The organism is Pengzhenrongella sicca, from assembly GCF_017569225.1.
In the GTDB taxonomy this organism is placed as follows: Bacteria; Actinomycetota; Actinomycetes; order Actinomycetales; family Cellulomonadaceae; genus Pengzhenrongella; species Pengzhenrongella sicca.
The window spans coordinates 2,641,392-2,668,179 of the sequence record NZ_CP071868.1 but is presented as its reverse complement, the minus strand read 5'-3'; the positions used below and the strand labels follow the sequence as shown (position 1 = coordinate 2,668,179).

The window sequence follows — 26,788 nt, the reverse complement described above, 5'->3', positions numbered from 1 at the left end:
AAGGCCTCGGCGACGGTCGGCCTCCTGGGGCAGCTAGGACCGGGCCGCGTCGGGATCCGATCCGCCGGCGTACGTGTGCGGCTCAAAGCCGCCGTCGACGTACGCCTGGTGGCCGGCGTGCGTGCTCGAGCCGCACTTGCAGGTGAGCACTGCGTGGCGAATGCCGTTCATCCGACACCTCCTCATCGTGCGCCCGGTCGATCGGGCCGATCGCCCCTGGGCGGACCGCTACGGTCCGGCCAGCCTGGACGACGAGGATGACGGGCGGCCGTCGCTCGGGTGGCCGATGGGCGAACAACATTGTGGGTTCAGACGGGCACCGGCACCGGTTCGACGCCGAGCTCGGCCAGGAGCGCGAGGACGCGGGCGCGGATCTCGTCGCGGATCGGGCGGACCGCCTCGACGCCCTGGCCGGCCGGGTCGTCGAGCGCCCAGTCCTCGTAGCGCTTGCCGGGGAAGATTGGGCAGACGTCGCCGCAGCCCATCGTGATGACGACGTCGGACGCCCGGACCGCCTCGGTCGTGAGGACCTTCGGGTGCTCGGCGCGCAGGTCGATCCCGACCTCGAGCATCGCGGCCACGGCGGCGGGGTTGATCTGGTCGGCGGGCAGGGAGCCGGCCGATCGGACCTCGACGGCGCCGCCGGACAGCGTCGCGAGGAACCCCGCGGCCATCTGCGAGCGGCCGGCGTTGTGCACGCAGACGAAGAGGGCGCTGGGGCGGGTGGGGGACTCGGGCATGGGATTCCTCACTGATCGGGCTGCGGGACGTGCACGCGAGCGGCGAGGTTGCCGACCCGGTGGGTGAGCTCCTCGAACGCTCGGTCGAAGGCGTCGTCGGTGCCGACCCGGACGGGATCGGGGACGGACCAGTGCACGAGTGCCGCGCCCCCCAGCTCCTCGTGGGCCCGGTCGCAGACGGTGATGACGACGTCGCCGTCGCCCGCGACGTCGGCCATCGCGCGCGGCCGGGCGCCGCGCAGCTCGAGCCCGTGCCGGCGCGCCGTAGCGAGCGCGCCCGGATCCACCGCCGCGGCCGGATGGGTTCCCGCCGACGTCGCGGGCACCTGGCTGCGTTCGCGCCACAGCGCCACCGCGAGCTGGGAGCGCGCCGAGTTGTGCGTGCAGACGAAGACCACCCGCGCAGGCGGGGCGACACCGGTCGGCAGCGCACCCGTCGGCAGCAGGTCGGCCAGCGACCCGGCGACGAGCCGGAGGTACGTGCGCCGGCCGTCGCCCTGCGACCGTGACCGGGCCACGATCTCGGCCTGCTCGAGCACCTTGAGGTGGTGGGCCAGGAGATTGGACGGCATTCCGAGCAGCCCTTGCAGCTCCGACGGCGACGCGTCGCCCACGCTCAACGCGTCCACCACCGCGAGGCGTGAGGGCTCGCTCAACGCGGCGTGCACCATCGCGCGACGTTCGAGCGCAGCGTTCCGGTCGGATCTCATTGACTCAAGGATCGCTGACCGTTATCGCCACGTCAACCGGGGTGCGTCCGCGAGGGATGCGTGCTTGATTGTGCGCATGGGCCCTCGCGTCGCCACGACCGTCCACTACGTCGAGCACGGAGCGGGCCGGCCGGTGGTGGTGCTGCATGGCGCCGGCGTCGACCACCGCGAGGCGGAGGCGTGCTTCGAACCGTGCTTCGTCGGGCGTGCGGGCTTCCGGCGGATCTACCCCGACCTGCCGGGGATGGGGCGCACGGCGGCTCCCGCCGAGCTCCGCGGCGCCGCGGACGTCCTCGACGTGCTGCTCGGCTTCGCCGCGGAGATCGCGGGCGGGGGCGAGTACCTCCTGATCGGCCACTCGGCGGGTGGCTACTTCGCGCAGGCGATGGCCGCCAGGGCGCCGACGCGGGTCGCCGGTCTCGCCCTGGTATGCCCGTTGCTGCCCGGCGTGCGTGACGTCCCCGCCCATCGCGTGGTCACCGGTTCGGCCGAGCTCGGCGACGACGTCTTTCGGGACTACTTCGTGGTGCACAGCCCCGAGATGCTCGAGCGGTACGAGCGCTTCGTCGCGCCGTCCGCGGCGCTGGTCGATCAGGCGGCGCTCGAGCGCCTCGGCGCGCACTGGGAGCTCCCGGACGAACCCGGACCGGCCTACTCCGGTCCGGCGCTGGTGGTCGCCGGCCGGCTGGACTCCGTGGTCGGGTACGCGGCCGCCGAAGACCTCGCGCACCGCTATCCGCGCGCCTGCCTCGCGGTGGTGGACGACTCCGGCCACGCGCTGCCGCACGAGCGCCCCGGCCTCCTGCGCGGGCTCGTCGCGGACTGGCTCGAGCGCGTCGAGGGCGCGGCCTGAGGTGGACGCCCACCGCAGGGTGCGGTGTCAGGCCGGTAGCGGCGAACCCGAGGCGCGGCTCGCCCGCCGGGCCAGCGTCGTTCCGATCGCCGCGACGGCCGAGCGCCCCGCCCTGTTCGCGCCGACCGTGGACTGGGACGGGCCGTAGCCGACGAGGTGCACGCGCGGCTCGTCGGCAACCTGGGTGCCGCGCATCGCGATGCCGCCCAGGCCGCCCCGCAGGTGGAGGGGGTCGAGATGGGTCAGGGCAGGCGTGAAGCCCGTTGCCCAGAGGATGCTGTCGACCGGCGTCAGGGTGCCGTCGGCCTCGCGGACGCCCCCGGGTTCGATTCGGGCGAACATCGGCCGCCGTCGCAGCGCCCCGCGGTCCCGGGCGGCGATCGCTTCCGGCGTCCAGACCAGCCCGGTGTAGGACACCACGCTCCCGGTCGGCCGTCCCGCCGCCACGTCCGCGGCCACCCGCGCGACGACGTCGCGACCCGTCTCCGCCCGGAAGTCGCCTTCGAGGAAGACCGGTTCGCGGCGGGTGTACCAGAAGGTCGTGGCGTGGCGGGAGATCTCCTCGAGCTGCTGCACCGCCGAGATCCCGCCGCCGACGACGGCGACACGCTGGCCGGCGAAGTCGTCGGCTCGGCGGTAGTCGCGCGTGTGGAGCTGCAGCCCGCGGAAGCTCTCGCGGCCGCGGTAGTCCGGGAGCACCGGGCTGGTCCAGGTGCCGGTGGCGTTGACCAGGAACCGGGTGTGCCACGTCCCGCCGTCGGACTCGACGCGCAGCTCGCCGTCCGCGGCGGCGTTCACGCGGGCGACGGCGGAGACGGTGACGGGGCGCAGGATCGGCAGCGTCATCGCGCGCTCGAAGTCCGCGAGGTAGCGGGGGACCGCCTCCCGGCTCGGCTCGTCGTCGCCCATGGGCGGCTTCGGGAGCCCCGGCAGGTCGAAGATGCCGTTCACGGTGCGTATCGTCAGGGACGGCCACCGGTGCCGCCAGGCGCCGCCCGCCGCGATCTCGGCGTCCAGGACGACGAAGGTGCGGTCGCCGTGCGGGTCGCTGAGCGCGCTGGAGAAGCCGCTGCGCGTCAGGTGGTAGGCCGCCGACAGCCCCGCCTGGCCCGCGCCGATCACCACCACCGTCGCCCGCCGCATCGACCCGCCTAGCCGGCGGCGACGCTGGCGCCGTCGGCGCGGGCGGCCGCGACCGTGCGACCTCGCTCCGACGAGCCGAAGCGTCCCAGTGCCGCGCGGACCTCGTCGGCGCTGAAGTTGGCGCCGAACAGCTCGCTGCCGGGCTCGAGCGAGATGCTCTCGCGCAGCGTGCCGGCGGGGACGGGATCGAACCCGATCGCGTCGACGATGGCCGCGACCGCGGTCAGGTCGTCGGCGTGGTCGCCGGCGATGGCGATGGCCTTGCGCCCGGGCGAGCCGGCCGGTCGAGCTCCCTCGTCGAGGTCGTGGTAGCCCATGTGGTTGAGGGCCTTGACGACGCGGGACGTCGGCAGGAAGGCCTGCACCGCCTCGCTCGAGGACACGCGCGGGTCGGTGAGGTCGTCGCGGATGCCGTCGACCTCCCACCAGTAGTTCATCGCGTCGATCACGAGCGTGCCGTCGAGCAGGTCCCGGGGGATGGTCCGGTGCTTGCCGAGCGGCAGGGCGAGGATCACGACGTCGGCCTCGCGAGCGGCGTCGTCGGCCGAGACGGCCGTGGCCCCCGGGGCCAGCACCTCCACGGTGAGTGCGATCCGGGACGTCGCGCCCGATCCGGCGATGAGGACCCGGTAGCCGGCGGCGACCAGGAGCCGGCCGAGCACGGTGCCCACCTTTCCGGCACCGAGGATCCCGACGGTCAGGGGCGGTGGCGTGGGTGTGGGCGGTGGAGTCTGCGGCACGGTCTCGGCCCTTCGCTAGTCGGCGAGCAGGTCGCGGACCATGGGGATGACCTTGCTCCCGTAGAGCTCGACCGAGCGCATCCGGGCGCTGCGGGAGGCGGGCCCCGCCGAGTAGATGAGGTCGAACCGGCTCACGCCGAGGGCGCGGATCGACTCGGCCATGCGGCGGGCGACCGTCTCGGGCGAACCGACGTACATCGAGCCGCCCCTGACCTCTGAGTCGAACTCTCTGCGGCCCAGGGGCGGCCAGCCGCGCTGCGCGCCGATGCGGTCCCGCATCACCTTGTACGTGGGGAAGAACGTCTCCTGGGCCTCGGCGTCAGTGTCGGCCACGAACCCGGGGGAGTGCATCCCCACCGGCTGCGGGGCGGTCCCCGCCTCCTGCGCCGCCCGGCGGTACAGCTCCACGTAGGGCCGGAAGCGCGCCGCCTCGCCGCCGATGATCGCGAGCATCATCGGGAAGCCGTGCTGCGCCGTGCGAATGACCGACTGGGGCGAGCCACCCACGCCCACCCAGGTGGGCAGCCGGCCCGACTCGGTCTTCGGGTAGACGTCCGCGTCGACGAGCGCGGCCCGCGTGGTCCCGCTCCAGGTCACGGGGCGTTCCGTGAGCAGCTCCGCGAAGAGCCCCAGCTTCTCCTCGAACAGCACCTCGTAGTCGCGCAGGTCGTACCCGAACAGGGGGAACGACTCGGTGAACGAGCCCCGCCCGAGGATCACCTCGGCGCGACCGTTCGAGAGCGCGTCCAGTGTCGCGAACCGCTGGAACACCCGCACGGGGTCGTCCGAGCTGAGCACGGTGACCCCGGAGCTCAGCCTGATCCGCGAGGTCTGCCCGGCGATCCCGGCGAGCACCATCTCCGGGCTGGACACGGAGTAGTCCGGCCGGTGATGCTCGCCGAGGGCGATGACGTCGACGCCGAGCTCGTCCGCCAGCACGGCCTCGGCCACGACCTGCCGGATTGCCTCGGCGTGGGAGAGCAGCCGCCCGCCGTCGTCGGCGGGCACGTCGCCGAACGTGTCCAGGCCGAACTCGACGTCGCTCATCGACGCCCCCTGCGCGCTCGTCTGGATCGCTGCAGTGCCTGCGGTCACGATGTCTCCTCGAATAAGATTGATATTTCAATCATCTGGCGGAACCCATGACGTGTCAACTTCGGCCGACGCGCCCCCGCGGCGCGGGGCCCGCCGTCGCGGTGGTAGCGTTCTCTGTGAGCGAACGCTCACCAGGATTGTTACCCGCGATGGGGCAAGACCTGAGGCGCACCTAGGTGCGCCTCGGGTCCTTTTTTTTGCCCATCGCCGGGGCAGCGCGGAAGGATTGACAATGGGGTCCACAACTCAACGCAGTACTGCTGAGGGGATCGTCGCCGAGATCGGCGGTCCCGGAAACATCGTGAGCCTGACGCATTGCGCGACGCGGCTTCGCTTCGTGCTCAATGACGCCGAGCTGGTCAACCAGTCGGCCGTGGAGGCGATCCCCGGCGTGATGGGCGCGGTTCCGCAGTCCGGGGACCGGTTCCAGGTCGTCATCGGCGGCGCGGTCCAGACTACGTTCAACCAGATCATGAACCTGCCCGAGATGGCCGGCATCGGCAAGAGCAAGCTCAGCGATGCCGACGTCAAGGCCGCGGCCCGCGGGAAGACCCGCGGAAAGTCAGCCTGGATCGACGGCTTCTTCGAGTACCTCTCGGACTCCTTCCGGCCGCTGCTCGGAGTCCTGCTCGGCGCCTCGCTGATCATCGCGTTCGCCGCGGTCCTCGACGCGCTCGGCATCGTCGACTTCCGCGCCGAGGACAAGTCGGCGTCCTGGGTCTTCCTCGACGCCATGTGGCAAGGGGTGTTCACCTTCCTGCCAATCATGGTGGCCTACAACGCCGCCAAGAAGCTGAACATCGACCCCTGGGTCGGGGCGACCGTGATGGCCGCCCTCATGACCCCGGAGTTCGTCAGTCTCTCCGACACCGCGCGGTTCCCCGACACCGTCTGCACGTTGAACGAGACCTTGGGCACCGAGTCCTGCGTGGCCCAGATCTTCGGCCTCCCGATGCAGCTGAACGGCTACGGCGGCCAGGTGTTCGTCCCGCTGATCATGGTCGCGGTGCTGGCCCTGGTGTACAAGGGTCTGCAGAGGGTCTTCCCCGAGAACATCCAGATGGTGTTCGTGCCGTTCTTCTCGCTGGCCATCATGATCCCCGTGACCGCCTTCCTGATCGGCCCGATGGGCATCTGGATGGGGAACGGAATCGGTGCGGGGCTGGCGTGGATGAACGGCAGCGCCCCCATCCTGTTCGCAATCATGATCCCGCTGATCTACCCGTTCCTGGTCCCGCTGGGTCTGCACTGGCCCCTCAATGCGCTCATGCTGATGAACATCCAGACGCTCGGCTATGACTTCATCCAGGGCCCGATGGGCGCCTGGAACTTCGCCTGCTTCGGCGCGACCGCTGGTGTCCTCTTCATCGCCGTGCGTGACAAGGAAAACGAGATGCGCGAGACGGCCTCGGGTGCCTTGGCCGCAGGTTTGCTCGGCGGAATCTCCGAGCCCTCGCTGTACGGCATCCACCTGCGTTTCAAGCGGATCTACCCGCGCATGCTGGTCGGTTGCCTCGTCGGTGGCCTCATCACCGGCGTCTTCGGCGGAGTCACGACGGAAGCGTTCGCCTTCACGTCCCTGCTGACCATCCCGGTCTTCTCGCCGATCCCGCTGTACGCGATCTCCATCACGGCGGCGTTCGTGACCGCCATGCTTCTGGTCATCATCTCCGACTACCGCACACCGGAGCAGAAGGCCGAGGGCCTCGCGAACCGCAAGCAGGCCGAGGCCGACCTCGCCCTCGAAGCTGCCGGGCCCGCGGCGCCGCCGCGGACTGCTCCGGCCGCCGCCAGCGCCTCCGCCGCCGGTACCTCGACCGCGAGCGCCTCGGCCGCCAGCACGCCGACCGCCCTGATCGTGGCGCCGGTCGCGGGCAAGGTCGTGCCCCTGGACGAGGTGGCGGACAAGGTGTTCGCCTCGCGCGCGCTCGGCGAAGGGGTCGGCATCCAGCCGACCGACGGTCGGGTGACCTCTCCCGTGGCCGGTGTTCTGGTCACCGTTCCGGCGAGCGGGCACGCCTTCGGGATCAAGACCGACGACGGTGTCGAGGTGCTGGTCCACATCGGCATCGACACCGTCCAGCTCGAGGGGAAGTGCTTCGAGGTGGCCGTGCAGAAGCGGCAACGGGTCGCTGTCGGCGACCTGCTCGTCACGGCGGACCTCACGGGCATCCGGGACGCGGGTTACGATCCGACCACCGTGGTGGTCGTGATCAACAGCAAGACGCTGTCGTCGGTCTCTCCCCGGACCGGGAGCGACGTCGTGCCCGGTGATCCGATCATTGATGTCGCCCCCTGAGAGGAGCCGACCGTGATCGCTTCGCCGAGCGACGCGCGGCGGGCCTGACATGGAGGTCGTGCGCGTCTTCAACAACAACGTCGTCCTCGCCCTGGACGACGCCGGACGCGACGTGATCCTGACCGGCCGCGGCCTGGGTTTCCAGGCCCGGCCGGGCGAGGCCGTCGACCCGGCGAAAATCGCCCGGGTGTTCGTGCCGACGGACGGACGCGACCCCGACCACCTGGCGCAGCTCCTCGCGGGGATCCCGCCCGAGCACATCCAGCTGGTCGGGTCGGCGCTCGCAGACGTCGGGTTGGACACCCTCGCCCGGAATCCTGCGCTGATCATCGCCCTGGCCGATCACGTGAGCTTCGCGCTGCGGCGCATCGCGGTCGGGATGGTGCTGGAGTACCCGTTCCTCGCGGAGGTGCAGAACCTCTACGCCGAGGAGTACACCGAGGCGGCGGCCCTGCTGTCGGCGATCAACGCCCGCAGCGAGACTCAGCTCCCCAGCGCCGAGGCGGTCGGGCTGGCGTTGCACCTCGTGAACGCGGGCTTCGCGACCGGCGACCTCTCGTACACCTACACGATGACCGGCGCCATCCAGCAGATGGTCGCGGTGATCGAACAGACCTTCGCCCTGGATCTCGACCCGGGCAGCGTCAGCGTCGGGCGGTTCATCACCCACCTTCGCTACCTGTTCGTCCGAATCCACCAGCACAAGCAGCTCGACCAGAAGCACTCACCGATCGGCGTCGCCATCCGGGCGACCTACCCGCGCGAGGCCGAGTGTGCTCTGCGCCTGGCTGCCCTGGTCGAGCTGCGGCTCGGCTCGCCGCTGACCGACGACGAGGTTTCCTACCTGGCCCTTCACGTTGCCCGAGTGGCAGCAGACCAGGCCTGACCCGGCTCAGTTTCACCCCTTCGTAGCGGTGCGCACGCGGCTTGAGGCCCTCCGTCGCGCACCGGCTCCGGCACCACAAGATCGAGGACACAACGTGACATCCACGGATCGTGCAGCGGCAACCACAGCTCGAACAGTGACGTTCTCGGGCGTCGGGGTCAGCCCCGGGCGAGTTGTCGGGACGGTGCGGCAGATGCCGGCTCCGGTCGCCGAGCCGCCCGCGGGCGAGCGCCTGGCGCCGACGACGTCCGCGGCGGAGGCCGAGGACGCCCTGCGCGCCGCCTCGACGTCGGTCCAGGCGGAGCTGACCGCTCGCGCCGAGCGCGCGCACGGCGACGCGAAGGCCGTCCTCGCGGCGACCGCGCAGATGGCGACGGACTCGATGCTGATCAAGTCCGCGGTCAAGCACATCGCCGCGGGATCGTCGGCCGAGCGCGCGATCTGGGATGCGGCCGCCTCGGTCGCCGAGATGCTGCACAACCTCGGGGGCTACATGGCCGAGCGGGCGACCGACCTGTTCGACGTGCGCTCCCGGATCGTCGCCGAGCTGCGCGGGGTGGCCGCCCCGGGCATCCCCGCCTCGGCCACGCCGTTCGTCCTCGTTGCCGAGGACCTCGCGCCGGCGGACACCGCGACGCTCGACCCCGAGCAGGTCATCGCCCTGGTGACGTCCGGCGGCGGCCCGCAGTCGCACACGGCGATCATCGCGCGCGCCCTCGGGCTGCCCGCGGTCGTCGCCGCCGTCGGCGCGGACGCCGTCGCCGACGGAGCGGAGATCTACGTCGACGGGACCACGGGATCGATCGTGGTCGACCCCGGCGAGCAGGAGGTCGCGGCCGCGAGCGCGTGGGCCACCACGGCCTCTCGCCTCGGCGAGTTCGACGGCAACGGCCGCACGGCCGACGGGCACCTCGTGCCGCTGCTGGCGAACGTCGGCGGCGCGAAGGATGCCGTCATCGCAGCGGCCGCGGGCGCGCAGGGCGTCGGACTGCTCCGCACCGAGTTCTGCTTCCTGGGACGCGACGCCGAGCCGTCGACGCAGGAGCAGGTCGAGGCCTATCGCGGCGTGCTCGATGCGTTCGGCGGCAAGAAGGTCGTCGTCCGGACCCTGGACGCGGGCGCGGACAAGCCGCTGCCCTTCCTGACGGACGCGACCGAGCCCAACCCCGCTCTCGGCGTGCGCGGATACCGGACGGACTGGACCACCCCCGGCGTCCTCGAGCGCCAGCTCGCGGCCATCGCGACGGCCGCCGCGGGCTCGACCGCCGAGGTCTGGGTGATGGCACCGATGATCGCGACGGTCGAGGAGGCCGAGCGCTTCGCGTCGATGTGCGCGGCCGCCGGGCTGACGACGCCCGGCGTCATGGTCGAGGTCCCCTCCGCCGCCCTGCGCTCCGAGCACGTCCTCGCGCACGTGGAGTTCGCGAGCCTGGGCACGAACGACCTGACCCAGTACACGATGGCGGCGGACCGTCAGCTCGGGCCGCTCGCCGCGCTGAACAGCCCGTGGCAGCCCGCGGTGCTACAGCTCATCGGGATGACGGTCGCCGGGGCGGTGGCCGAGGGCCACGGCAAGCCGGTCGGAGTGTGCGGCGAGGCGGCGGCGGACCCCGCCCTCGCCGTCGTGCTCGTCGGCCTCGGGATCGCGACGTTGTCCATGACGCCGCGGGCGCTCGCCGCCGTCGGCGCGGTGCTGGCGAGCGTCACGCTGGCGCAGGCCTCGGCCCTCGCGCAGCTCGCGCTGGCCGCACCCAGCGCCGCCGCGGCCAAGGAGAGCGTTCGGTCCCGGCTCCCGATCCTCGCCGAGCTCGGCCTCTAGCCCGTCCCCCCCTGCGCAGCCCATCACCACGAAGGAGCACACTATGTCCGAACGTCAGGTCACCATCGCGAGCCGAGTCGGCCTGCATGCCCGCCCCGCCGCGATCTTCGCGGAGGCCGTCGGGCGGGTGCCGCTCGAGGTCACCATCGCCATGGCCGGAGCGCCGGTCGACGAGGCGATGGACGCCTCGAGCATCCTGTCCCTGATGAGCCTCGGCGCGGCGAACGGGGACGTCGTCGTGCTGCGCGCCGAGGGCGTCGGCGCAGATGGGGCGCTCGAGGAGCTCGCGAAGATCCTCGAGACCGACCTCGACTCCGAGTAGCCGCGCGCGGCTGGCCTCACAGGCGCAGGACCATCTCGTGCTGGGATCGGTCGGGGTCGCGCGGCAACGGCGCGACCCGGTCGGTGTCCACGTATCCGTGGGCCGCGTAGAGCCGCCGCGCCCTGGTGTTGTCGTCGGTGAGCCACAGCTGCATGCGTGCCGCGCCGTCGTCTCGCGCCCAGGCCTCCACGCCGCGCACGAGCCGCGAGGCTGCCCCACCGCCGCGCCAGGCGGGGTGCACCCAGACGGCCACCAGCATCCGTGCGTCGGCCGTGTCGCCCGGGACGCCGGCCGCCAGTCCTGCCGGTTCCCCCCGCGAGGAGGCCACGAAGACGGCGGCCGACGTCGCCCACTCGCGCCAGCGGGCCTCGTCGTACTGCCGCTCGCGCTGCAGGCTCGACCCGAACGCCGACGGAGAGTCGGCCAGGGCCGCGAGCCGCACCGCGCGGACCTCCCGCCACTGCGCGGCGTACGCACGCCAGACCACGAGCCCGTCAGCGGCTGTGGGCGGGCCCGGAGCGGCGTGCCCGCCGGTCATTGCGCGTGGACGGTCCGCACGCGGGTGACCTCGAACCCGGCGCGCTCGAAGGCGGTCCGCATCGGTCCGTTCGCCGCGTCGGTGGTTCCGACGATTCGCGGCTGCCCGTCGTCGTGGTGCAGGCGGACCATCTGCGCGAGCAGGTCGTGGACGTGCCCGCGGCCGCGGTGCTCCGGGAGGACACCGAGGTAGCTGATGCTGGCGTCGTAGGCCGTCCTGGTCGCGATGATGAATCCGACGACGGAGCCGTCGAGTGCCGTAGCGATCTGCCAGCGGTCTCGGCTACCGGGCAGCGAGAGGTAGAACGCAAGATCGTCGTCCGCGAGCGCGTCGACGCCCTGCGCGGCGACCATGTCGAGGGTGTGCGCGTCGAGGCTGCCGGCCGCGACGGCGGCGAACCGCGCTCGGAACTCGGTGTCCGAACCGGGAACGAAGCGGAGCCCCTCCGGTCGCTCGGGTGGCGGGAGCGTGCCCGTCCGGGTGAAGCTCAGCCGCTTGGTCGTCCGGGTGAAACCGCCCGCGTGCGCGGCGCGCTCGCGCCACCGGGCCGCCGCGCTGGTCGCCGGGTCGCCCGCTCGGTCGGGTTCGACGTCGACCTTGAATTCGAGGGCTGGACCTGGCCCGAAGGCCGCGAGCCCTGCGCGGATCATGGCGGCGCCGACGTCCTCGGGGTGATCCTCGGCGGCCGCCACCAGGAGGCAGTCGAGGGTGGCCGGGCGATCGGCCGTGGTCTGGCCCCACCAGAGCGCGCGACCGACGGCTCGGCCACCGCGTTCGGCGAGCCAGGACCACTCGTACCGGTAGTTCCGCGTCGTCATCTCCCGACGAAGACGCGCCATGTCGACCCACGCGACCGGCTCGGCGCTCGCCCAGTGGTCGAGGACGACCTGGTCGCAGGGCGCCGCGGGGCGGATGGTGAGAGGACTCGAGATGTCGGTCATTGCGTCCAGTGTGGCTTTCACTGCGCGGGTCCACCAGCGCCGACCGCCCTCAGTGCTGCTCCCACGTGACCACGACCCGGCGCAGGAGCCGGACCAGCGTGTTCAGGCCGATGCCGAGGGCCGACAGGATGATCAGAAGGGCGAAGACCGCCGGTGTTTCCATCCGTCCCTGCGCCTGGAGGATGAGGACGCCGAGCCCCTTCTGGGCCCCGACGAACTCGGCGACGATCGCCCCGATCATCGCGCTCGCGACGGCGAGCTCGAGCCCGCTGAAGATCTGCGGCAGCGCCGCGGGGACCAGCAGGCGCAGGCGCATCTGCATCGGCGTCGCGCCGTTCACGCGGAAGAGGTCGATCTGGTCGCGGTCGACGCTGCGCAGCCCATGGATGGTGTTGACCAGCACCGGGAAGAACGCCAGGAGCACGACGACGACGATCTTCGACGAGAGCCCGAACCCGAACCAGATCACGAAGAGCGGGGCGATGGCCACCTTCGGGATCGACTCGATCGCCACGATGTAGGGGAAGACGATCCCGTAGAGCGTCGGCAGCTGGGCCAGCGTGACGGCGAGCGCGAGACCGAGCGAGACCCCGATGGCCAGTCCGAGCCCCACCTCGGTCATCGTCGCGGCGGCCGCCTCGAGGTAGCGCGGGAAGGCGGCCGGGTCGAAGAGCGCGACGAGGACGTCGCTGAGGACCGGGACGACGTAGGACGGCGTCTGGAGCGCCTGCGGCAGGAACTGCCACGACAGCAGCACCGCGCTGAGCACTCCGAGCGAGCCGGCGAGCTGACGGCGGCGAGGGCTCGCGCCCCGCGCGCGACGTGGACGGTCGACGGCGGCGGGGGAGTCCAGCGCCGTGCCGGTGGGGTCGGAGGTCGTGGTCATGCTGCCTTCACCTCGAAGAATCGGCGGATCTGGGCGCTCAGGGCGGCGAACTCCGGGGTGCCGAGCAGGTCCAGCGTCCGTTCCTTGCCGAAGGGGATGGGGATGTCCGCGATGATGCGCCCCGGCCGCGGGCTCATCACGATCACCCGCTCGGCCAGGAAGACGGCTTCGGGGATCGAGTGGGTGATGAGCACCGCGGTCTTGTGGGTCTCTCGCCAGATGCGATTCACCTCCACGTTGAGCTGGTCGCGCGTCATGGCGTCCAACGCCCCGAAGGGCTCGTCCAGCAGGAGCAGGGACGGTTCGTGGACCAGTGCTCGGCAGATCGCCGCGCGCTGCTGCATGCCGCCCGAGAGCTCGTGCGGCCGCTTGCGCGCGAACTCGCTCAGCCCGACCATCTCGAGCAGGCCGAGGGCGGCCGCCGTGTCCTGGCGGGTCGCGCGGCGCTTGAGCGTCACGGGCAGCAGCACGTTGGCGAGGATGTCGAGCCACGGCAGCAGCGTGGCCTTCTGGAACACCATGCCGACGTCGCCGGAGCGGTTGCCGCCGAGCTCCTTGCCGCCGAGGATCCCCGCACCGCCGGTGTGCTGCTCGATGTTGGCAAGGATCTTCAGCAGCGTCGTCTTGCCGCAGCCCGACGGGCCCACGACCGCGACGAACTCGCCCTCGTCGATCGCGAGGGTGATGCCGTCCAGGGCCACGACGTCGCCCGTGCCGGTCGCGTAGACCTTGTCGAGCCGGTCCAGCTCCACCAGGGTGCTCATGCGTCGATCCCGTAGACGTCGCACAGGTTGCGGTGCAGCACCCGCTCCGCGAGCCAGGTGGCCTGGCTCGGGGTCCATAGCCTGTCCCGCACCCCGGAGTCGAGCACGCCGTCGAGCGCGCGGCGGGCCCGGAGCGTCGACGCGACATGGACCTCGGGCGAGCCGGTGTCGGTGCCGAACATCACGCGGTTGGCGGGCAGCAATTCGAGCCATTCCTCGAGCACCCGCCCGACGGCGTGATGGTGCAGGTAGGGCATCCAGGAGAAGTCGAGGTGGACGTTGCCGTTCATCTGCGCGAGCGCGGTGAGGTTGGCAGAGTAGGGAAAGCCGCCGTGGATGAGGATGACCTGGAGCGCGTTGAGCGCGGGGTCACCGAGCAGCCCCTCGAGCAGCAGCGGGTTGGCCGTGGAGATCGTGAGCCCGGGCTCGGTGTGGCCGAAGCCGGTGTGGATCTGCATCGGCAGGCTCGCCGCCACCGCCCATTCGGCCACGAAGAACGCGAGGTGGTCGGCGAGCTCCTTGTGCGCCGCCGGGGTGAGGCCCGCCTCGGCCTCGCGTCCGTCGAAGGGCCTGCTGGCCTCGGCGCGCAGCGTCGACCAGGCCCGGCGGGCCGTCTCGACGTCGGTGCGCACGAACTCCAGGCTCCGCACGTAGGCGGAGGCGATCTTCAGCCCGACGAAGCCCTCGGCCTTGCGGCGCTCGAGGGAGGCCAGCACGAACTCCTTGTACTCCTCGAGGGTCGCGGGCAGCTCCGTGCCGGCGATCTCGAGCTGCCGGTGCAGCACCCGGAAGAAGATCCGGCGGAACCGTGGCGCGTCGGTGCCGCGCCCCGTCCACGCGGGGTGGCCGAACGGGAACAGGTACGGGTCGATCCGGGCGATGGGCTTGTACCGCTCGTGCGGCCAGGCGGTCGCGTCGATCTCGGGGATGTCGGTGAGCACGCCTGAGGTGCCCGACAGCAGCAGCGCCCTGTCGTACAGGCCGACCGGGTCGTCGATGCGGGCCTGCCGGCTGATGGCGTCGAGCGACTGCGCGGGGACCGTTCCGTAGAGCGCCTCGCAGCCTTCCTTGAGGGCGACGGCGTGCACGGTCGTCTGCTGGAACAGCTCGCTCTGAGCGATGAGCGCCGGGATCCCGAGGCGGTCTCCCAGCGCGGCCGCGCCGTCGTCGTCTCCCGACTCCACGAGGGCCATGTAGTCCTGGTAGTCCGCGTGCGGGACGTGGCCCTCGACGTGGCCGAGCGAGTTCTCGAGCGTGTAGTGGCCGACGCCGGACACCTGCTGGCCGGGCCGGACGTAGCCCGCGTGGGAGTGGTGGTCGATCGCCAGGATGCCGTCGGTGTAGCGCAGCGCGGTCATTCGGTCCACCCCTGCGCCTGCTCGATGACGGCCGCGCTGTCGAAGTCGTTGTAGCCCTCGACGAGCTGGTTCTGCACGTGCGCCGCGGCGTCGATCTCGGCCGGGATGATCCCGCTCCCGGCGGCGAAGTCCGCCCACGCGGTGACGGCCTCCGGGGTGTAGGCGCCCCAGGTGCGGGTGCCGTCCGGGTCGTCGGCGGTCAGGAGCACGATCCTGCGCTCGAGCGCGGTGAGGTCGGTGGCGAGCTGGTCGTCCTCCGAGACTCCCGCGAGGCGCGTGGCGGGGTAGTCCTCGTACATGATCCGCAGGGCCGCCTCGGGGTTGGTGGCGGTGAAGAGGGTGGCCTTGGCCATCGCCCGACCGAAGCCCTCGATCGCCTCGGGGCTCGACGCGAGGTAGTCGGGGGAGGTGAAGTACGTGGTCGAGAAGAGGGACTCGACCTCCGGGGTCGTGAAGTAGTTCAGCTCGACGCCCGTCGCTTCAAAGGCGGCGTACTCGGTGTCCCACAACGAGAGCGCCTGCACCTGGTCGCCCTCGAGCGCCTGCAGGGCGGCCGCGCCCGTGCCGACGGCGATGTTCGTGAAGTCGGCGTCCTCCTCGAACCCGACGGAGGCGAGGATGCCGTTCGCGAGCAGCAGGTTGCTGCTCCCGAGGCTCGCCTGCCCGATGGACGCGCCCTCGAGGTCCTCGAGGGACTGCACGGGGCCGTCGGCGAGCGAGACGATCGATCCGGTCTGCTTCCGGATGTAGTTGTAGATGAGCTGTAGGTCGGTGCCCGCCTCGATCGACTGCCACAACGGTTCGGGCGGGGTGGAGCCGATCTCGAGCGCGCCCGTGTTGATCCCCTGCACGATCGAGGTCGAGTCCGAGGTGTGGACGATCTCGAGGTCGATGCCCTCCTCGTCGAAGTAGCCGAGGTGTTCGGCCACGGCCATCGGCGAGTTGTTCGCGCCCATCTGCGTGGGCAGGCCGAAGCGGATCGTGACCGGATCGGTCCCGGCGGTCGTTCCGCCGGCGTTCGCGGAATCCGAGCCGGCACCACCCGCGCACGCGGCCAGCAGGGTGGAGGCGAACAGGGCCGCGACGGCGGCGGTCATGCGAGAGCGAGGCATGGGAGTTCTCCTTGGGAGGCGAAACGAGGGCGTGCTCGGGAGGAGGAGGGACATCAGGGCGCAGCACCGCGACCGACGCGCTGGGCGCATCGATGCGGGTGCAGGTGGTGGAGCCGTGCGGGTGGTGGAGCTGACCGGGAGCTGGCGACCCGGCGTCAGTCGACGGCGGTGGGGGTCCGCGAGACCGGGGTCGACGGTGGTGTGACGACCCAGACTGCCTCGGCGGTCTCGGCACCGAGGTTGATCAGCCGGTGGGGGACCGAGGTGCGGTACTCGATGCTGTCCCCAGCGTCGAGCGTCGCGGTCTCGCCGTCGACCGTGAACTGGAGGCTGCCGCGGATCACCAGGCAGATCTCCTGGGAGTCGCCGTGGGTGTACGTCTCGTCGCCGGCACCCTGGCCGGGTGCGTACTCGGTGACGAGTACCTCGACGTTGCCGATCGGGGGTTGGGTGATCCCGTAGTGGGCCACCTTCCCGTCGGAGAAGAGCCGAGGGCGGTCCTGCTTGCGCAGCACGCGACCGTGCTTCTGGGTTGGCTGGAAGAGTTCGAGCCAGGTGACGCCGAAGGACTCGGCGATCGAGCGAATCACGGCGAGGCTCGGGTTTGCCTGGCCGTGCTCGATCTGGCTGATGTAGCCGGCGCTGAGCCCTGCCCGGGACGCGAGGTCCCGCATCGACAGGCCGGTCAGGGCCCGCAGGTCGCGCACCCTTTCCCCGAGGGCGGCGTTGTCGGTGTCAGTGTCGGACTCGGTGCGCGTCACGGACCATCCCTTTCAGTAAGCAGCGCGTTTACTGCTCGTGAACTCACCGTACGCGAGGCTCTGTTTCGCCCCCGCACGCGCCAAGTAAATTCCATGTTGCCTGGGAGTAAGCGCTGCGTTCACTCGGTGGGTCGGTGGGTCGGTGGGTCGGTGCTTCGGTGGGTCGTGGTTCGGCACGCCGCGCGTCACGCGTCACGCGCGAGGGGTCACGCGCGGAGGTCGTCCTCGTCGCCGCGGCGGATGACCGTCAGGGAGCGGCGCAGGGCGGTGACGACCGTGCCGGTGATGAGCAGGTCGGGGTACGCCCCGGCGTCGTCCGGGTGTGCGCGCAGCGTCTCGGCGAGGTGGTCGACGGCGTCGTCAGCGGCGGCGGTGAGCCCCTGGTCGGACCTGCCGCCGACGACCGCCCGCACGGCGTCCCCGAGAGCGCGCAGCGCGCGGGACGCGGCGAGCCGAACCTCGGAGTCCCCGCCCAGCGACCCGCTGCCGGGGCCCTGGTCGTCCAGGAGCAGACCGAGGCTCTGGACCACGAACCCCAGCTGCTCCAGCCCCCGGGCCTGCCGGTGCAGGTCCCGGAGCGTCTCGCGGTGGTGGCGCGCGCGCCGGTTCGCGTCGGCGGCCTCGCCCGACTCCCGCACCGCGGAGCGCATCTCTCCCAGCAGGTGGTCCAGGTGGCGGGTGCCTGAGCGCTCGGTCCGCGCGGCGGCGTCGTCGGGCCGGCAGTAGTCGTCTGCGAGCGCGTCCAGCTCGCCGGCGAGGGAACCGCGCAGGTCCGTGAGCGAGCGCGCGGACCGCTGCAGGGGCAGGGCCGGCAGGATCATGTTCACCAGGACGGCGAGCACAGCACCCATCAGGGTCAGGCCGGCGTAGGCGAGCACGTAGTCCTGGTGGTCCTGGCTGCCGACGACGAGCGTGAGCAGCGCGGCGGTGGGCACCCACGCCCCCTGGGTGCCGAGCCAGCGCAGCCCACCGACGAGGATGCCCGCCGCGACCACCAGCGCGACGGTGAGGACGCTGACGCCGAGCAGCGCCTCGGTCGCCAGCGCGATGGCCGCGCCGAGCAAGATGCCCGCGACGTTCCGGGCCGCCTCGGTGACCGAGCGGTGCACGGTCGGGTGGATCGCGATGACCGCGCCCAACGGCGCGTAGTAGGCGTAGGTCGCGATGTCGTCCGGCAGCAGCTGAGCGGCCACGAACCACGCGGCGGCGGCCGAGAAGGCGCCCTTGAACGCGAGCTGCACCCGGGCGTGCCGCACCGCTCGCTGCGCGTAACCGAACGAGGCGAGGCCGGGCCTATCCATGGTGCACCCGCCAGCCGCGACTCGAGATTGGTACGACCAGTATCGGTCAGCTCGGCTGCGCCGCTCGCCACCTCGCGCGGACGCGGGGCGTCAGCGGGCACGCTCGATCGGTACCGGGGGCTCGGCGAGCCGTCGACCGAGCGCCTCGACCGTCGATGGATCGTCCGGCGGCAGCCACGGCGGCGCCGCCGCGTGCGGCGCCGGCTCGAGCCAGCCCTTGCGCAGGGCGAGACTTCGGGCCGCGTGGAGCACGTCTGCTGTCGCGAGCGAAGGATCCGCGCTGCGCCAGGCGAGCGACCACGGGTAGTACGGCTGGAGCTGCTCGGGCCAGTACACCGGCAGCCCCGCCGCCTCGTACCGTTCGGCGTAGCTGAGGAACTCCAGCGAGCGCGCCTGGCTGGCCGTTCGGGTCAGGTAGGCGAGGCAGCGGCTGAAGACCCCGGGCGTGCCGACCCAGCGCATGGTGATCCCGACGTCCTCCTCGAGCGCCGCGAGGTATTCGCCGTGCGCGTTGAAGCTGCCCGAGTGGGGTGGGTCGGCGAAGACCTCCAACGGTCGCTCGTCGAGCGGTGCGCTGTGCTTCGACTCATCGCCGGGGCGCCCGACGAGCACGAGGGGTTCCAGCCGCAGCAGGCAGTGCGACCAGCCGGTCGGATGCGCGGCGAGCATGCCGGGCGTGATGCGCAGGATCGCGACGTCCAGCCGGTCCTGCAGGAGCGCGTCGAGCTGGGAGACGCTGTCCATCGCGTGCTCGTGCAGCTCGGCCGTCGGATGGGCGACGAGATAGGCGTCGGCGACGGCGTGACTCGTCTCGAGCTCGAACACGTGGGCGATCCGCACGACCTCCGAGCGGGCCGACTGCTGCATCTTCTGCGCGATCAGCAGCAGCTGGCGCGCCTCCTCGAGGAACCGCTGGCCCCGTGGGGTCAGCACGACGTGCCGGCTGTCGCGCACGAGCAGCGGCGCGCCTATCTGCGCCTCGAGCTTGCGGATCTGCTTGGACAGGGCGGGCTGGCTGATGTACAGCTGCGCGGCGGCGCGCCCGAAATGCAGCGAGTCGGCGACGGTGACGAAGTAGCGCACCGACCGAAGGTCCAGGTCCATGCGGGCCTCCGACGGGTCCCGGGGCGGCGGGCAGGGTGCCCGGCGTGCCCACCGTAGCGGCGCTCCGCCGCCGGAGACAGCCTCGGCGGTTATCGATCCCGACCGAACCGGTCTTGGACGACGCGGGCTGCGCGGGTGTCGGATGCGGTGGGGAAGCGCGACACCGGAGCGCGTCGATCTCGTCCTCGTCTGACCGGTGGCGCGACCTCACCGACCGAGCTCACTCTCGAAGGGAACTGCCATGACAGCGCCTCGCACCCCGGTGGTCTTCATCCACGGCCTGTGGCTGCACGCGTCCAGCTGGGGTCCCTGGCTGAGCCTGTTCGCGGACGCCGGGTACGACCCGATCGCGCCGGGCTGGCCGCACGAGCCGGACACCGTCGCGCAGGCACGCGCGCTGCCCGACGCCGTCGCGGACACCAGCATCGACGACGCGACCGACCACTTCGCCGCGATCATCTCGGGGCTGGACTCGCCGCCGGTCATCATCGGGCACTCGTTCGGCGGGCTGATCGCCGAGAAGCTGCTCGGGCAGGGGCACGGCGTCGCCGCCGTCGCGATCGACCCCGCCCAGATCAAGGGAGTGCTGCCACTTCCGCTCGCCCAGCTCCGCGCGGGACTGCCCGGGCTCGGCAACCCCGCGAACCTGCATCGGTCCGTCTCGTTGACCAAGGCCGAGTTCCGCTTCGGTTTCGGGAACGCGCTGAGCGACGACGAGTCGGACGCCCTGTACGAGAGGTGGACCATCCCGTCGCCGGCCCGGCCGCTGTTCCAGGCCGCGGCGGCCAACTTCGTCATGCACTCCCAGGCGAAGGTCGACACGGCGAACGCCACCCGCGGCCCGCTCCTGCTCATCTCCGGGACCGCGGACCACACGGTGCCCGACGTCGTCACCCGGTCGACGCTGAAGCAGTACCGGGACAGCGCCGCCGTCACCGAGCTCAAGCAGTTCGAGGGGCGGGGCCACTCGCTCACGGTGGACAGCGGGTGGAAGACGGTCGCCGACGCGGTGCTGGACTGGCTCAAGACGAACGGGGTCTGAGCGGCATGGACCTGCAGCTGACCGGCAAGATCGCGGTCGTCACGGGCGCGTCCCGGGGCATCGGCCTGGCGATCACCCGCGCGCTCGCGCGGGAGGGTGTCGAGGTCATCGCGGGCGCTCGCACGGCGTCCGACGAGCTGACGGCGCTCGGCGCCGGCGGGCGCGTCCACTTCGTGCCGGCAGACCTGGCGGTCCCGGCGGACGCGGTCAAGCTCGTGGACGCGGCTGTCGAACGCGGCGGGGTTGACATCCTCGTCAACAACGTCGGAGCCGTGACCCCGCGCCTGGACGGCTTCCTCGGCGTGACCGACGAGCAGTGGCAGTCCTCGCTCACTCTGAACCTGATGGCCGCCGTCCGCGTCACCCGGGCCGCGCTCCCGACCATGATCGCGGCCGGGCACGGCGTGATCGTGACGACCAGCTCCGTCAACGCGAGGCTTCCCGACCCGACGGTCATCGACTACAGCGCGGCCAAGGCGGCGCTGAGCAGCTTTTGCAAGTCGCTGTCCAAGGAGTTCGGTCCCCACCACATCCGCAGCGTCACGGTCAGTCCGGGTCCGGTCGCGACCGACCTCTGGCTCGGGTCCGGCGGCGTTGCGGCGACGGTCGCGCGGTCCAGCGGGGCCGATCCCGACGACGTCGCGGCCCGCGCCGCGGCGGAGAGCGTGACGGGGCGCTTCACCCGCCCGGACGAGGTCGCCGACCTGGTGTGCTTCCTCGCCAGCGACCTCGCCGCAAACATCACGGGCGCCGACGTCACGATCGACGGGGGACTGATCTCCACCATCTAGCGCGGTTCATCAGCGCCTGCGCCTGCGCTGCGCCTGCGCCTGCCGGTCAGACGGTGAACGCCGCGACGCGGTCGCGCAGGTCGGCCGACATCCGGGCGAGCTCGGTGACCGCCTCGGCCCCCTGGGCGACCGACACGCTCGAGGCCGCCGCCGCCGTCGCGATCCCCGTGATGTTGGCGGCGATCTCTCCGGACCCCGTCGCGGCCTCGGTCACCGACCGCGACATCTCGTTCGTCGTCGCCGTCTGCTCCTCAACCGCCGACGCGATCGTGAGCTGGTAGTCGTTGATCGAGGCGATGATCGCCGAGATCTCGCCGATGGCGACGACGGCGCCGGTGGTGTCGACCTGGATCGCGTCGACCCGCCGAGTGATCTCCTCCGTGGCCCGCGCGGTCTCCTGCGCCAGGTCCTTGACCTCGCTCGCGACCACCGCGAACCCCTTGCCCGCCTCGCCCGCGCGCGCCGCCTCGATCGTCGCGTTCAACGCCAGCAGGTTCGTCTGCGCCGCGATCTGCGTGATCACCTTGACCACGTTCCCGATCTCCACCGACGACACCCCGAGCTGCGTGACGGTCTCGTTCGTGACCTTCGCGACGCCGGTCGCCTGGTGGGCGACCTTCGCCGCCTCGTTCGCGTTCTGCGCGATCTCCCGGATCGAGGCGCCCATCTGCTCCGCACCCGCCGCCACGGTCTGCACGTTCCGCGAGACCTGCTCCGCCGCCGCCGCCACGACGCCCGCCTGGGCGCTGGAGCCGTCGACCCCGACGGCCATCTCGGCGTTCGACGCGGCGAGCTCCTCGAGCGCCGCGGCGAGCGTCCGGGCGATCTCGACGACCCCGGTGACGAGGCCCTTCAGGTTCGCCGACGCGTGGTCGAGCGCGGCCGCGGTCTGGCCGACCTCGTCGCCCTGGGTCAGGCCAGACGACCGCGTGAGGTCACCCGCGGCGAGGCCGTCCGCGACGTACTTGACCTTGCGGATGCCCGACGTGAGCGAGCGGGTGACGAGCACCCCGAGCGCCAGCGCGAGGACGCTCCCGAACGCCGTAACGAGAATCGTCCACAGCCGCACCTGGGTGGCCAGTGCCGCCGCGTCGTCGTTCGCCTGCGCCGACGCTTCGACCTGCAGGGCGAGGAGCTTGTCGATGTTGGCCCCGATCGTCGCGCCGAGCGGCGAGACGACCGTCGCCACGAGCTCGGTGCGCTCCTGCGCCTTGCCCGCGGCCAGGAGCACCTCGGTCTGGGCGATCGCATCCGTGTAGGTGGCGACGTCGGCCCGCACCGTCTCGAGCAGGTCAGCCTGAGCCGCGCCCGGTCGAGCCTGCGTGAGGTACTGGTCGGCGACGACGTCGATCTGCGTGAGCGCGTCGTCGCGCGCCGCCTTGTTGGCGGTCGCCTTGGCGGGGTCGGTGGCGAAGGCGCCGCTGACCGCGTTGTACTGCGCGAACACCATCTGGTACTTCATCTGGCCGGCGAGCGAGGTGCCCTGGACGTCCTGGCTGTACAGCTCGTCCGCCGTTGTCGCCATCCGGGTGACGCCGACGACCCCGAGCGCCGCGATCACCATCGCCACGACGGCGACGACAGCGATCGACGCGGCTACCTGCACGGTGACCGACCGATCAGTGATGCGGAAGAACCGCGATCGGGTACCGGGGGTGGCTGTGTCGCCAGACATAATTCTCCTCGAGTGCTGCAGGGCTGAAGGGTTCGCCTGCCTGATCGGCACCTCCGTCCAGGATCTGAGACATCGTTCGAGTGAATGACCTGCTCAGCGACCCATCCGCAGGCAGGGCCGAGCGGGTCGGCCGTGCTGCGGACAGGGTGCGGCGTCGCTACGCGTCGGTGAACAGGCAGGAGATGACGTACCGGATGCGGTGCGGGAAGGCGTAGGTCCGGTCGCCGTCGTTCGAGTCGCCCAGGTCGCTGACGAACTGGGTCCGGCCGGCCTTGATCACGACGAAAGCCACGCCGTCCGGCTTGGTGTACGACTTCCCGCCGGGGAACCACTTCTTGGAGCACGAGTACAGGCCGTCGTACTCCCAGTACGCCGGGTTGTTCGGGCCCGGGGCGTGCCGGGCCGAGACGGAGCCCGCCGCCGGGGCGACGGCGAGGGCCGGCGCGGCGGACGAGGCCAGCACCCCACCGGCGAGCAGGACAGCAACGCAGGCAGCTCGGAACCTGCGTCCGGGCTTTCGGTCTCGTCCGGTCTGTGCGTCCATGGGTATCCCCCTTCTGCGCCGGCGCTGGCCGGCGATCGCTCGTGCCGCCGGCGAACCCCGCCGGCTGGTCGCCACCGTATTGATCCCGGGCGGCGGGGGGAAGGGGGCGATCGTCGCTGCTTCGCGAACGATTCGGTGCCACTCGCTCCGACGACGTGGTTGACCGTCGGCGCGCGCAGAGGCAAGGGTGTGGGCGTGAGTAAGCACTACGCGGAGATCGCGTTCACGGCCCCGGTGGCAGACGTCCAGGAGCTCCACGGCAGCCAGCGCTTCTACGCACGGCGCGCGGCGCAGGCCCGCCCGGAGGAGGGGCCGGATGCGATCACCCCCGAGGTCCGCGACTTCCTGGCGGACCGGGACAGCTTCTACCTGGCGACCGTGGGGGAGACCGGCTGGCCCTATGTGCAGTTCCGGGGCGGGCCGCCGGGCTTCGTGCACGTCCTCGACGAGCACCGCCTCGGCTGGGCCGACTTTCGCGGCAACCTGCAGTACATCAGCACGGGCAATCTGCGCGCCGACGAGCGCGTCGCGATGATCGTCATGGACTACCCCAGCCAGCGGCGACTGAAGATCTTCGGGCACGCGCGGGCGGTCGACGTCGACGCCGAGCTCCTCGCCACCCTCACCCACGCCGACTACGACGCCGTCGTCGAGCGCGCCGTCGTCGTCACCGTGGACGCCTTCGACTGGAACTGCCCCCAGCACATCACGGCGCGCTACACCCTCGCCGAGCTCGAGCCACGGCTGTCGGCGCTGCGTGGCCGGATGGCGGCGCTCGAGTCCGAGAACGCGGAGCTGCGGAGGCGGCTCTCAGCCGGTGAGAACAGGCCTTGACTCGGCCGCGCTCGGGTAGTTCGGTGAACTGGTGCGTACCGCACATTCCCGGCGCCGCCGGCGGCGCGCGCAGCAGTCAATGGCGGGGACAGACGATGAGAGAGGGATTGCCATGACCGAAGCCAGCTCCGACTCCACGACCGTCGCGCTCGTGCACGGCGCGTTCGCCGACGCGGGAAGCTGGGCCCCGGTGGCCGAGCTTCTGCTGGCGGCCGGTGTGAAGGTACAAGCGCTCTCGGTGCCGCTGCGTGGGCTGCACAGTGACTCCACGTACGTGGCCAGCGCGATCGCGCAGGTCCCCGGTCCGGTGCTCGCCGTCGGGCACTCCTACGGCGGGGCGGTGATCACGAACGCCGCGCGTAGCGCCACGAACGTCGTCGGCCTCGTCTACGTCAACGCGTTCGCCCCGGACGAGAACGAGAGCCTTACCGACATCGAAGGCACGTCGCGCGACAGCGCGCTGGGAGCCGCGATCCTGCCTGCTCAGTTCCCCACCGGCGCCGGCAGTGCGACCGAGCTCTACGTGAACCCGGGCGCCTTCTACGAGGTCTTCGCCCGGGACCTGCCGGAATCGCACGCCGCCGTCCTGGGAGCGTCCCAGCGACCGATCGCCGCGAGCGCGTTCGAGGAGAAGTCCGGTGCGCCGGCCTGGAAGACGCTGCACTCGTGGGCGGTCGTCGCGACCGGCGACAAGGCCGCCGGGACGGACGTGCTCCTCTCGATGGCCCAGCGGGCGGGCGCCGAAACCCTCGAGCTCGACGGTTCGCACCTCGTGATGATCGCGCAGCCCGAGGCCGTCGCCGATGTCATCCTCAAAGCCCTCGCCTCGGTCGGCTGACCGCCGTTTTCGGCCGGATGCCGTCCGCCTAACCCGTCGAGAAGGGGCAGCCGCTCTCGACCTTCACTGAACGACGCGTGACCTCAGCGCGCGGATGATCTGCGCGAGGGCCACGCCGACCGCAGACACCAACGGCACGGCGACCACGACGAGTGCGATGAGGTTGGGCTGGAACTTCAGCCCGCCTGGGCCGCCGACGTAGGCCCCGATCGGCACGGCGTAGCCGCCGCCCCCTCCGCCGCTGCCCTCGCCCCTGCTCGCGGGGGAGTCGCCGCCGTCGGGCATCTCGCCAGCGCCCTCGCCCGCCCCGAAGCCGAAGGCGACGAGCGCGACCGGCACGAGCTCGTGCCCTCCCACGATCGTCGTCTCGCCGTAGGTCAGCTTGGTGCCCCACGACGACACCGATTGCGCCAGCTTCTCCGTGAGGTTCGCCATGGCTCGAAGGTACGCAGATGGGACACGTTCGGCTAGAGCGGGCTCAGCGCCTTCGGTACGGCAGATCCTCCAGCAGGGCGAGAGTGTCTTCGTGCGACGGCAGGTCGACGATCTCGGCCTGAACCTGAGCTGCGGCATCGCGGTACCGCGGCTCGGCGAGAACGGCGGAGGCCGCCGCGATGACGTCGTCGGGCGTGAGCGTGAGCGCGTCGAGCACCCGCCCGACGCCGAGCGCCGTGCAGCGTGCGGCGTTCAGCGGCTGGTCGGCGCCCAAGGGGATGCAGACCATCGGCAGGCCGTGGGTGAGCGCGCCGAGCACGCTGCCCGAGCCGCCGTGGCTGATGACGGCGGCGCAGTGCGGCAGCAATGCGGCCTGCGGCACGTATCGCTCGACGCGCACGTTGCGTGGCACAGGCCCGAGCTCGGCCGGATCGAGGCCGCGGCCGACCGTGACGACGACCTGGACGTCGAGCTCGCGCACCCCGGCAAGGACTCGCGAGAACAGGTCGCCGGACTCGGTGTTGAAGATGGTGCCGAGAGTCAGGTAGACGGTGGGGCCACCGGCGAGCCGTTCCAGCAGGGGTGTGCTCGGCCCGGGTCGCCCGACGTGCTCGCGGCGAAAGAAGCGAGCCGACGGCGGCAGGGGGTCGGTGGGGTCTCGGAAGGAACGCGGGAACGGGCAGAGGATGAGGCCCCGGGTCAGCATCTCCAGGTCGGGGTCGGCCGGCAGCCCGTGGTCGGCGCGTAGCTGACTCAACGGCTCCGCGACCTGGTCCGGCCGGACGAAGGAACCTGCGCCGATCACGATCACGCTGGCGTGCGGGATCCCTTCGCGCTCGGCCATCACGGCAGAGCCGAAGTCCATCTCGTCGTGAACGACCACGTCGGGGCGGGCGTCCGCGCACAGGGCGAGCAGGTCTGCGGACCGGGCCGCGGCGAGCCGGCCGGCGAAGTACTCGCCGACCACCCGGTACTCCGCGGCCAGATCGATCGGCTGCAGGGCCCGCCGCTGGGGACGGACGTCGGGCCCGGTCGCGATGAACTCCAACCCGGCCCCCCGCACCGTCGGCTCGAGGGACAGGGCACCGGTGACGGCCACCGTGTGTCCGGCGTCCGCCGCCGTCCTCGCCAGCGGGAGCATCGGCTGCAGGTGGCCCTCGCCGCCGGCGAACGTGAACAGCAACCGCATCCGCTCGACCTCCGCGTCGTCGAATGACCCGGGCGACCATCAGGCCGGGTGGGCCGCCGCCGACCCTA

At 71.7% G+C, this 26,788-nt stretch carries 28 protein-coding genes; 9 read left to right on the top strand and 19 right to left on the bottom strand.

The genetic code is table 11. The features are described 5' to 3' along the window. Positions 1–33: 33 nt before the first annotated feature. The 3 genes from J4E96_RS12250 to J4E96_RS12240 form a co-directional block, all read right to left on the bottom strand. On the bottom strand, positions 34–171 hold the full coding sequence (locus tag J4E96_RS12250) for a hypothetical protein (RefSeq protein WP_227422380.1): 138 nt from the start codon (positions 169–171) through the stop codon (positions 34–36). 137 nt (positions 172–308) lie between these two features. Further along, positions 309–740 carry an arsenate reductase ArsC gene (locus tag J4E96_RS12245; protein ID WP_227422379.1) on the bottom strand — a complete coding sequence of 144 codons (432 nt, stop codon included), beginning with the start codon at positions 738–740 and terminating at the stop codon, positions 309–311. An 8-nt stretch (positions 741–748) separates the two neighbouring features. Beyond that, the gene (locus J4E96_RS12240; protein WP_227422378.1) at positions 749–1,450 is read right to left on the bottom strand and encodes an arsenate reductase/protein-tyrosine-phosphatase family protein; all 702 of its coding nucleotides are present in this window, start codon (positions 1,448–1,450) and stop codon (positions 749–751) included. A 76-nt stretch (positions 1,451–1,526) separates the two neighbouring features. On the opposite strand from J4E96_RS12240, the gene J4E96_RS12235 reads away from it, so the two are divergent. Continuing rightward, complete coding sequence (locus tag J4E96_RS12235; protein ID WP_227422377.1) at positions 1,527–2,303, top strand: alpha/beta fold hydrolase; 777 nt, start codon at positions 1,527–1,529, stop codon at positions 2,301–2,303. A 27-nt stretch (positions 2,304–2,330) separates the two neighbouring features. On the opposite strand, the gene J4E96_RS12230 is transcribed toward J4E96_RS12235, so the two are convergent. Genes J4E96_RS12230 through J4E96_RS12220 form a run of 3 tightly spaced genes read right to left on the bottom strand, consistent with a single transcriptional unit; the run spans position 2,331 to position 5,233 of the window. After that, entirely contained in the window at positions 2,331–3,446 is a 1,116-nt protein-coding gene (locus J4E96_RS12230; RefSeq protein ID WP_227422376.1) for an NAD(P)-binding domain-containing protein, read from the bottom strand. 8 nt (positions 3,447–3,454) lie between these two features. Then, on the bottom strand, positions 3,455–4,186 hold the full coding sequence (locus J4E96_RS12225; protein WP_227422375.1) for an NADPH-dependent F420 reductase: 732 nt from the start codon (positions 4,184–4,186) through the stop codon (positions 3,455–3,457). A gap of 15 nt (positions 4,187–4,201) precedes the next feature. Further along, complete coding sequence (locus J4E96_RS12220) at positions 4,202–5,233, bottom strand: LLM class flavin-dependent oxidoreductase (protein WP_227425749.1); 1,032 nt, start codon at positions 5,231–5,233, stop codon at positions 4,202–4,204. Positions 5,234–5,333: 100 nt separating this feature from the next. Here J4E96_RS12220 and J4E96_RS12215 point away from each other — a divergent pair, with 100 nt between their 5' ends. The 4 genes from J4E96_RS12215 (at position 5,334) to J4E96_RS12200 (ending at position 10,607) form a co-directional block, all read left to right on the top strand. Continuing rightward, a complete protein-coding gene (locus J4E96_RS12215) occupies positions 5,334–7,580 on the top strand; it encodes a glucose PTS transporter subunit IIA (RefSeq protein WP_227422374.1) in 2,247 nt (748 codons plus the stop codon). A 49-nt stretch (positions 7,581–7,629) separates the two neighbouring features. Then, positions 7,630–8,466 carry a PRD domain-containing protein gene (locus J4E96_RS12210; RefSeq protein ID WP_227422373.1) on the top strand — a complete coding sequence of 279 codons (837 nt, stop codon included), beginning with the start codon at positions 7,630–7,632 and terminating at the stop codon, positions 8,464–8,466. 136 nt (positions 8,467–8,602) lie between these two features. Then, a complete protein-coding gene (gene ptsP, locus J4E96_RS12205) occupies positions 8,603–10,285 on the top strand; it encodes a phosphoenolpyruvate--protein phosphotransferase (RefSeq protein ID WP_227425748.1) in 1,683 nt (560 codons plus the stop codon). 43 nt (positions 10,286–10,328) lie between these two features. Next, positions 10,329–10,607: an HPr family phosphocarrier protein gene (locus tag J4E96_RS12200; protein WP_227422372.1), complete on the top strand. Its 279-nt coding sequence runs from the start codon at positions 10,329–10,331 to the stop codon at positions 10,605–10,607. A gap of 16 nt (positions 10,608–10,623) precedes the next feature. On the opposite strand, the gene J4E96_RS12195 is transcribed toward J4E96_RS12200, so the two are convergent. The 9 genes from J4E96_RS12195 to J4E96_RS12155 form a co-directional block, all read right to left on the bottom strand. Beyond that, positions 10,624–11,145, bottom strand: coding sequence for a GNAT family N-acetyltransferase (locus J4E96_RS12195; RefSeq protein ID WP_227422371.1), 522 nt, complete (start codon positions 11,143–11,145; stop codon positions 10,624–10,626). Continuing rightward, entirely contained in the window at positions 11,142–12,086 is a 945-nt protein-coding gene (locus J4E96_RS12190) for a GNAT family N-acetyltransferase (RefSeq protein ID WP_227422370.1), read from the bottom strand. Before J4E96_RS12190 ends, J4E96_RS12195 begins: the two co-directional genes overlap by 4 nt. Positions 12,087–12,135: 49 nt before the next feature. Continuing rightward, the gene (locus tag J4E96_RS12185; protein ID WP_227422369.1) at positions 12,136–12,972 is read right to left on the bottom strand and encodes an ABC transporter permease; all 837 of its coding nucleotides are present in this window, start codon (positions 12,970–12,972) and stop codon (positions 12,136–12,138) included. Beyond that, positions 12,969–13,736, bottom strand: a complete 768-nt coding sequence (locus tag J4E96_RS12180; RefSeq protein WP_227422368.1) for an ABC transporter ATP-binding protein — start codon at positions 13,734–13,736, stop codon at positions 12,969–12,971. The genes J4E96_RS12185 and J4E96_RS12180 overlap by 4 nt, the downstream gene beginning before the upstream one ends. After that, positions 13,733–15,103 carry an amidohydrolase family protein gene (locus J4E96_RS12175; RefSeq protein ID WP_406619819.1) on the bottom strand — a complete coding sequence of 457 codons (1,371 nt, stop codon included), beginning with the start codon at positions 15,101–15,103 and terminating at the stop codon, positions 13,733–13,735. Before J4E96_RS12175 ends, J4E96_RS12180 begins: the two co-directional genes overlap by 4 nt. Next, on the bottom strand, positions 15,091–16,206 hold the full coding sequence (locus J4E96_RS12170) for an ABC transporter substrate-binding protein (RefSeq protein ID WP_227422367.1): 1,116 nt from the start codon (positions 16,204–16,206) through the stop codon (positions 15,091–15,093). The genes J4E96_RS12175 and J4E96_RS12170 overlap by 13 nt, the downstream gene beginning before the upstream one ends. 155 nt (positions 16,207–16,361) lie before the next feature. Further along, positions 16,362–16,967 (bottom strand): helix-turn-helix domain-containing protein, encoded by a 606-nt coding sequence (locus J4E96_RS12165; protein WP_227422366.1) that lies wholly within the window; start codon positions 16,965–16,967, stop codon positions 16,362–16,364. Between the two features lie 206 nt (positions 16,968–17,173). Continuing rightward, positions 17,174–18,268, bottom strand: a complete 1,095-nt coding sequence (locus J4E96_RS12160) for an FUSC family protein (RefSeq protein ID WP_227422365.1) — start codon at positions 18,266–18,268, stop codon at positions 17,174–17,176. A 90-nt stretch (positions 18,269–18,358) separates the two neighbouring features. After that, on the bottom strand, positions 18,359–19,372 hold the full coding sequence (locus J4E96_RS12155) for a LysR family transcriptional regulator (RefSeq protein ID WP_227422364.1): 1,014 nt from the start codon (positions 19,370–19,372) through the stop codon (positions 18,359–18,361). Between the two features lie 241 nt (positions 19,373–19,613). Between J4E96_RS12155 and J4E96_RS12150 the strand changes: the two genes are divergently transcribed. After that, the gene (locus J4E96_RS12150) at positions 19,614–20,414 is read left to right on the top strand and encodes an alpha/beta hydrolase (RefSeq protein ID WP_227422363.1); all 801 of its coding nucleotides are present in this window, start codon (positions 19,614–19,616) and stop codon (positions 20,412–20,414) included. Positions 20,415–20,419: 5 nt separating this feature from the next. After that, positions 20,420–21,205: an SDR family NAD(P)-dependent oxidoreductase gene (locus J4E96_RS12145; RefSeq protein WP_227422362.1), complete on the top strand. Its 786-nt coding sequence runs from the start codon at positions 20,420–20,422 to the stop codon at positions 21,203–21,205. 46 nt (positions 21,206–21,251) lie between these two features. Here J4E96_RS12145 and J4E96_RS12140 read toward each other — a convergent pair whose 3' ends face one another. Both J4E96_RS12140 and J4E96_RS12135 read right to left on the bottom strand, forming a co-directional pair. After that, positions 21,252–22,880, bottom strand: coding sequence for a methyl-accepting chemotaxis protein (locus tag J4E96_RS12140; RefSeq protein WP_227422361.1), 1,629 nt, complete (start codon positions 22,878–22,880; stop codon positions 21,252–21,254). Between the two features lie 157 nt (positions 22,881–23,037). Then, positions 23,038–23,424, bottom strand: coding sequence for a hypothetical protein (locus J4E96_RS12135; protein ID WP_227422360.1), 387 nt, complete (start codon positions 23,422–23,424; stop codon positions 23,038–23,040). Positions 23,425–23,619: 195 nt separating this feature from the next. On the opposite strand from J4E96_RS12135, the gene J4E96_RS12130 reads away from it, so the two are divergent. Next, on the top strand, positions 23,620–24,258 hold the full coding sequence (locus J4E96_RS12130; RefSeq protein WP_227422359.1) for a pyridoxamine 5'-phosphate oxidase family protein: 639 nt from the start codon (positions 23,620–23,622) through the stop codon (positions 24,256–24,258). Positions 24,259–24,370: 112 nt separating this feature from the next. Further along, a complete protein-coding gene (locus J4E96_RS12125) occupies positions 24,371–25,096 on the top strand; it encodes an alpha/beta hydrolase (protein WP_227422358.1) in 726 nt (241 codons plus the stop codon). Between the two features lie 63 nt (positions 25,097–25,159). On the opposite strand, the gene J4E96_RS12120 is transcribed toward J4E96_RS12125, so the two are convergent. After that, positions 25,160–25,531: a hypothetical protein gene (locus J4E96_RS12120; RefSeq protein ID WP_227422357.1), complete on the bottom strand. Its 372-nt coding sequence runs from the start codon at positions 25,529–25,531 to the stop codon at positions 25,160–25,162. 43 nt (positions 25,532–25,574) lie between these two features. Further along, positions 25,575–26,720, bottom strand: a complete 1,146-nt coding sequence (locus J4E96_RS12115; RefSeq protein WP_227422356.1) for a glycosyltransferase — start codon at positions 26,718–26,720, stop codon at positions 25,575–25,577. Positions 26,721–26,788 lie beyond the last annotated feature (68 nt).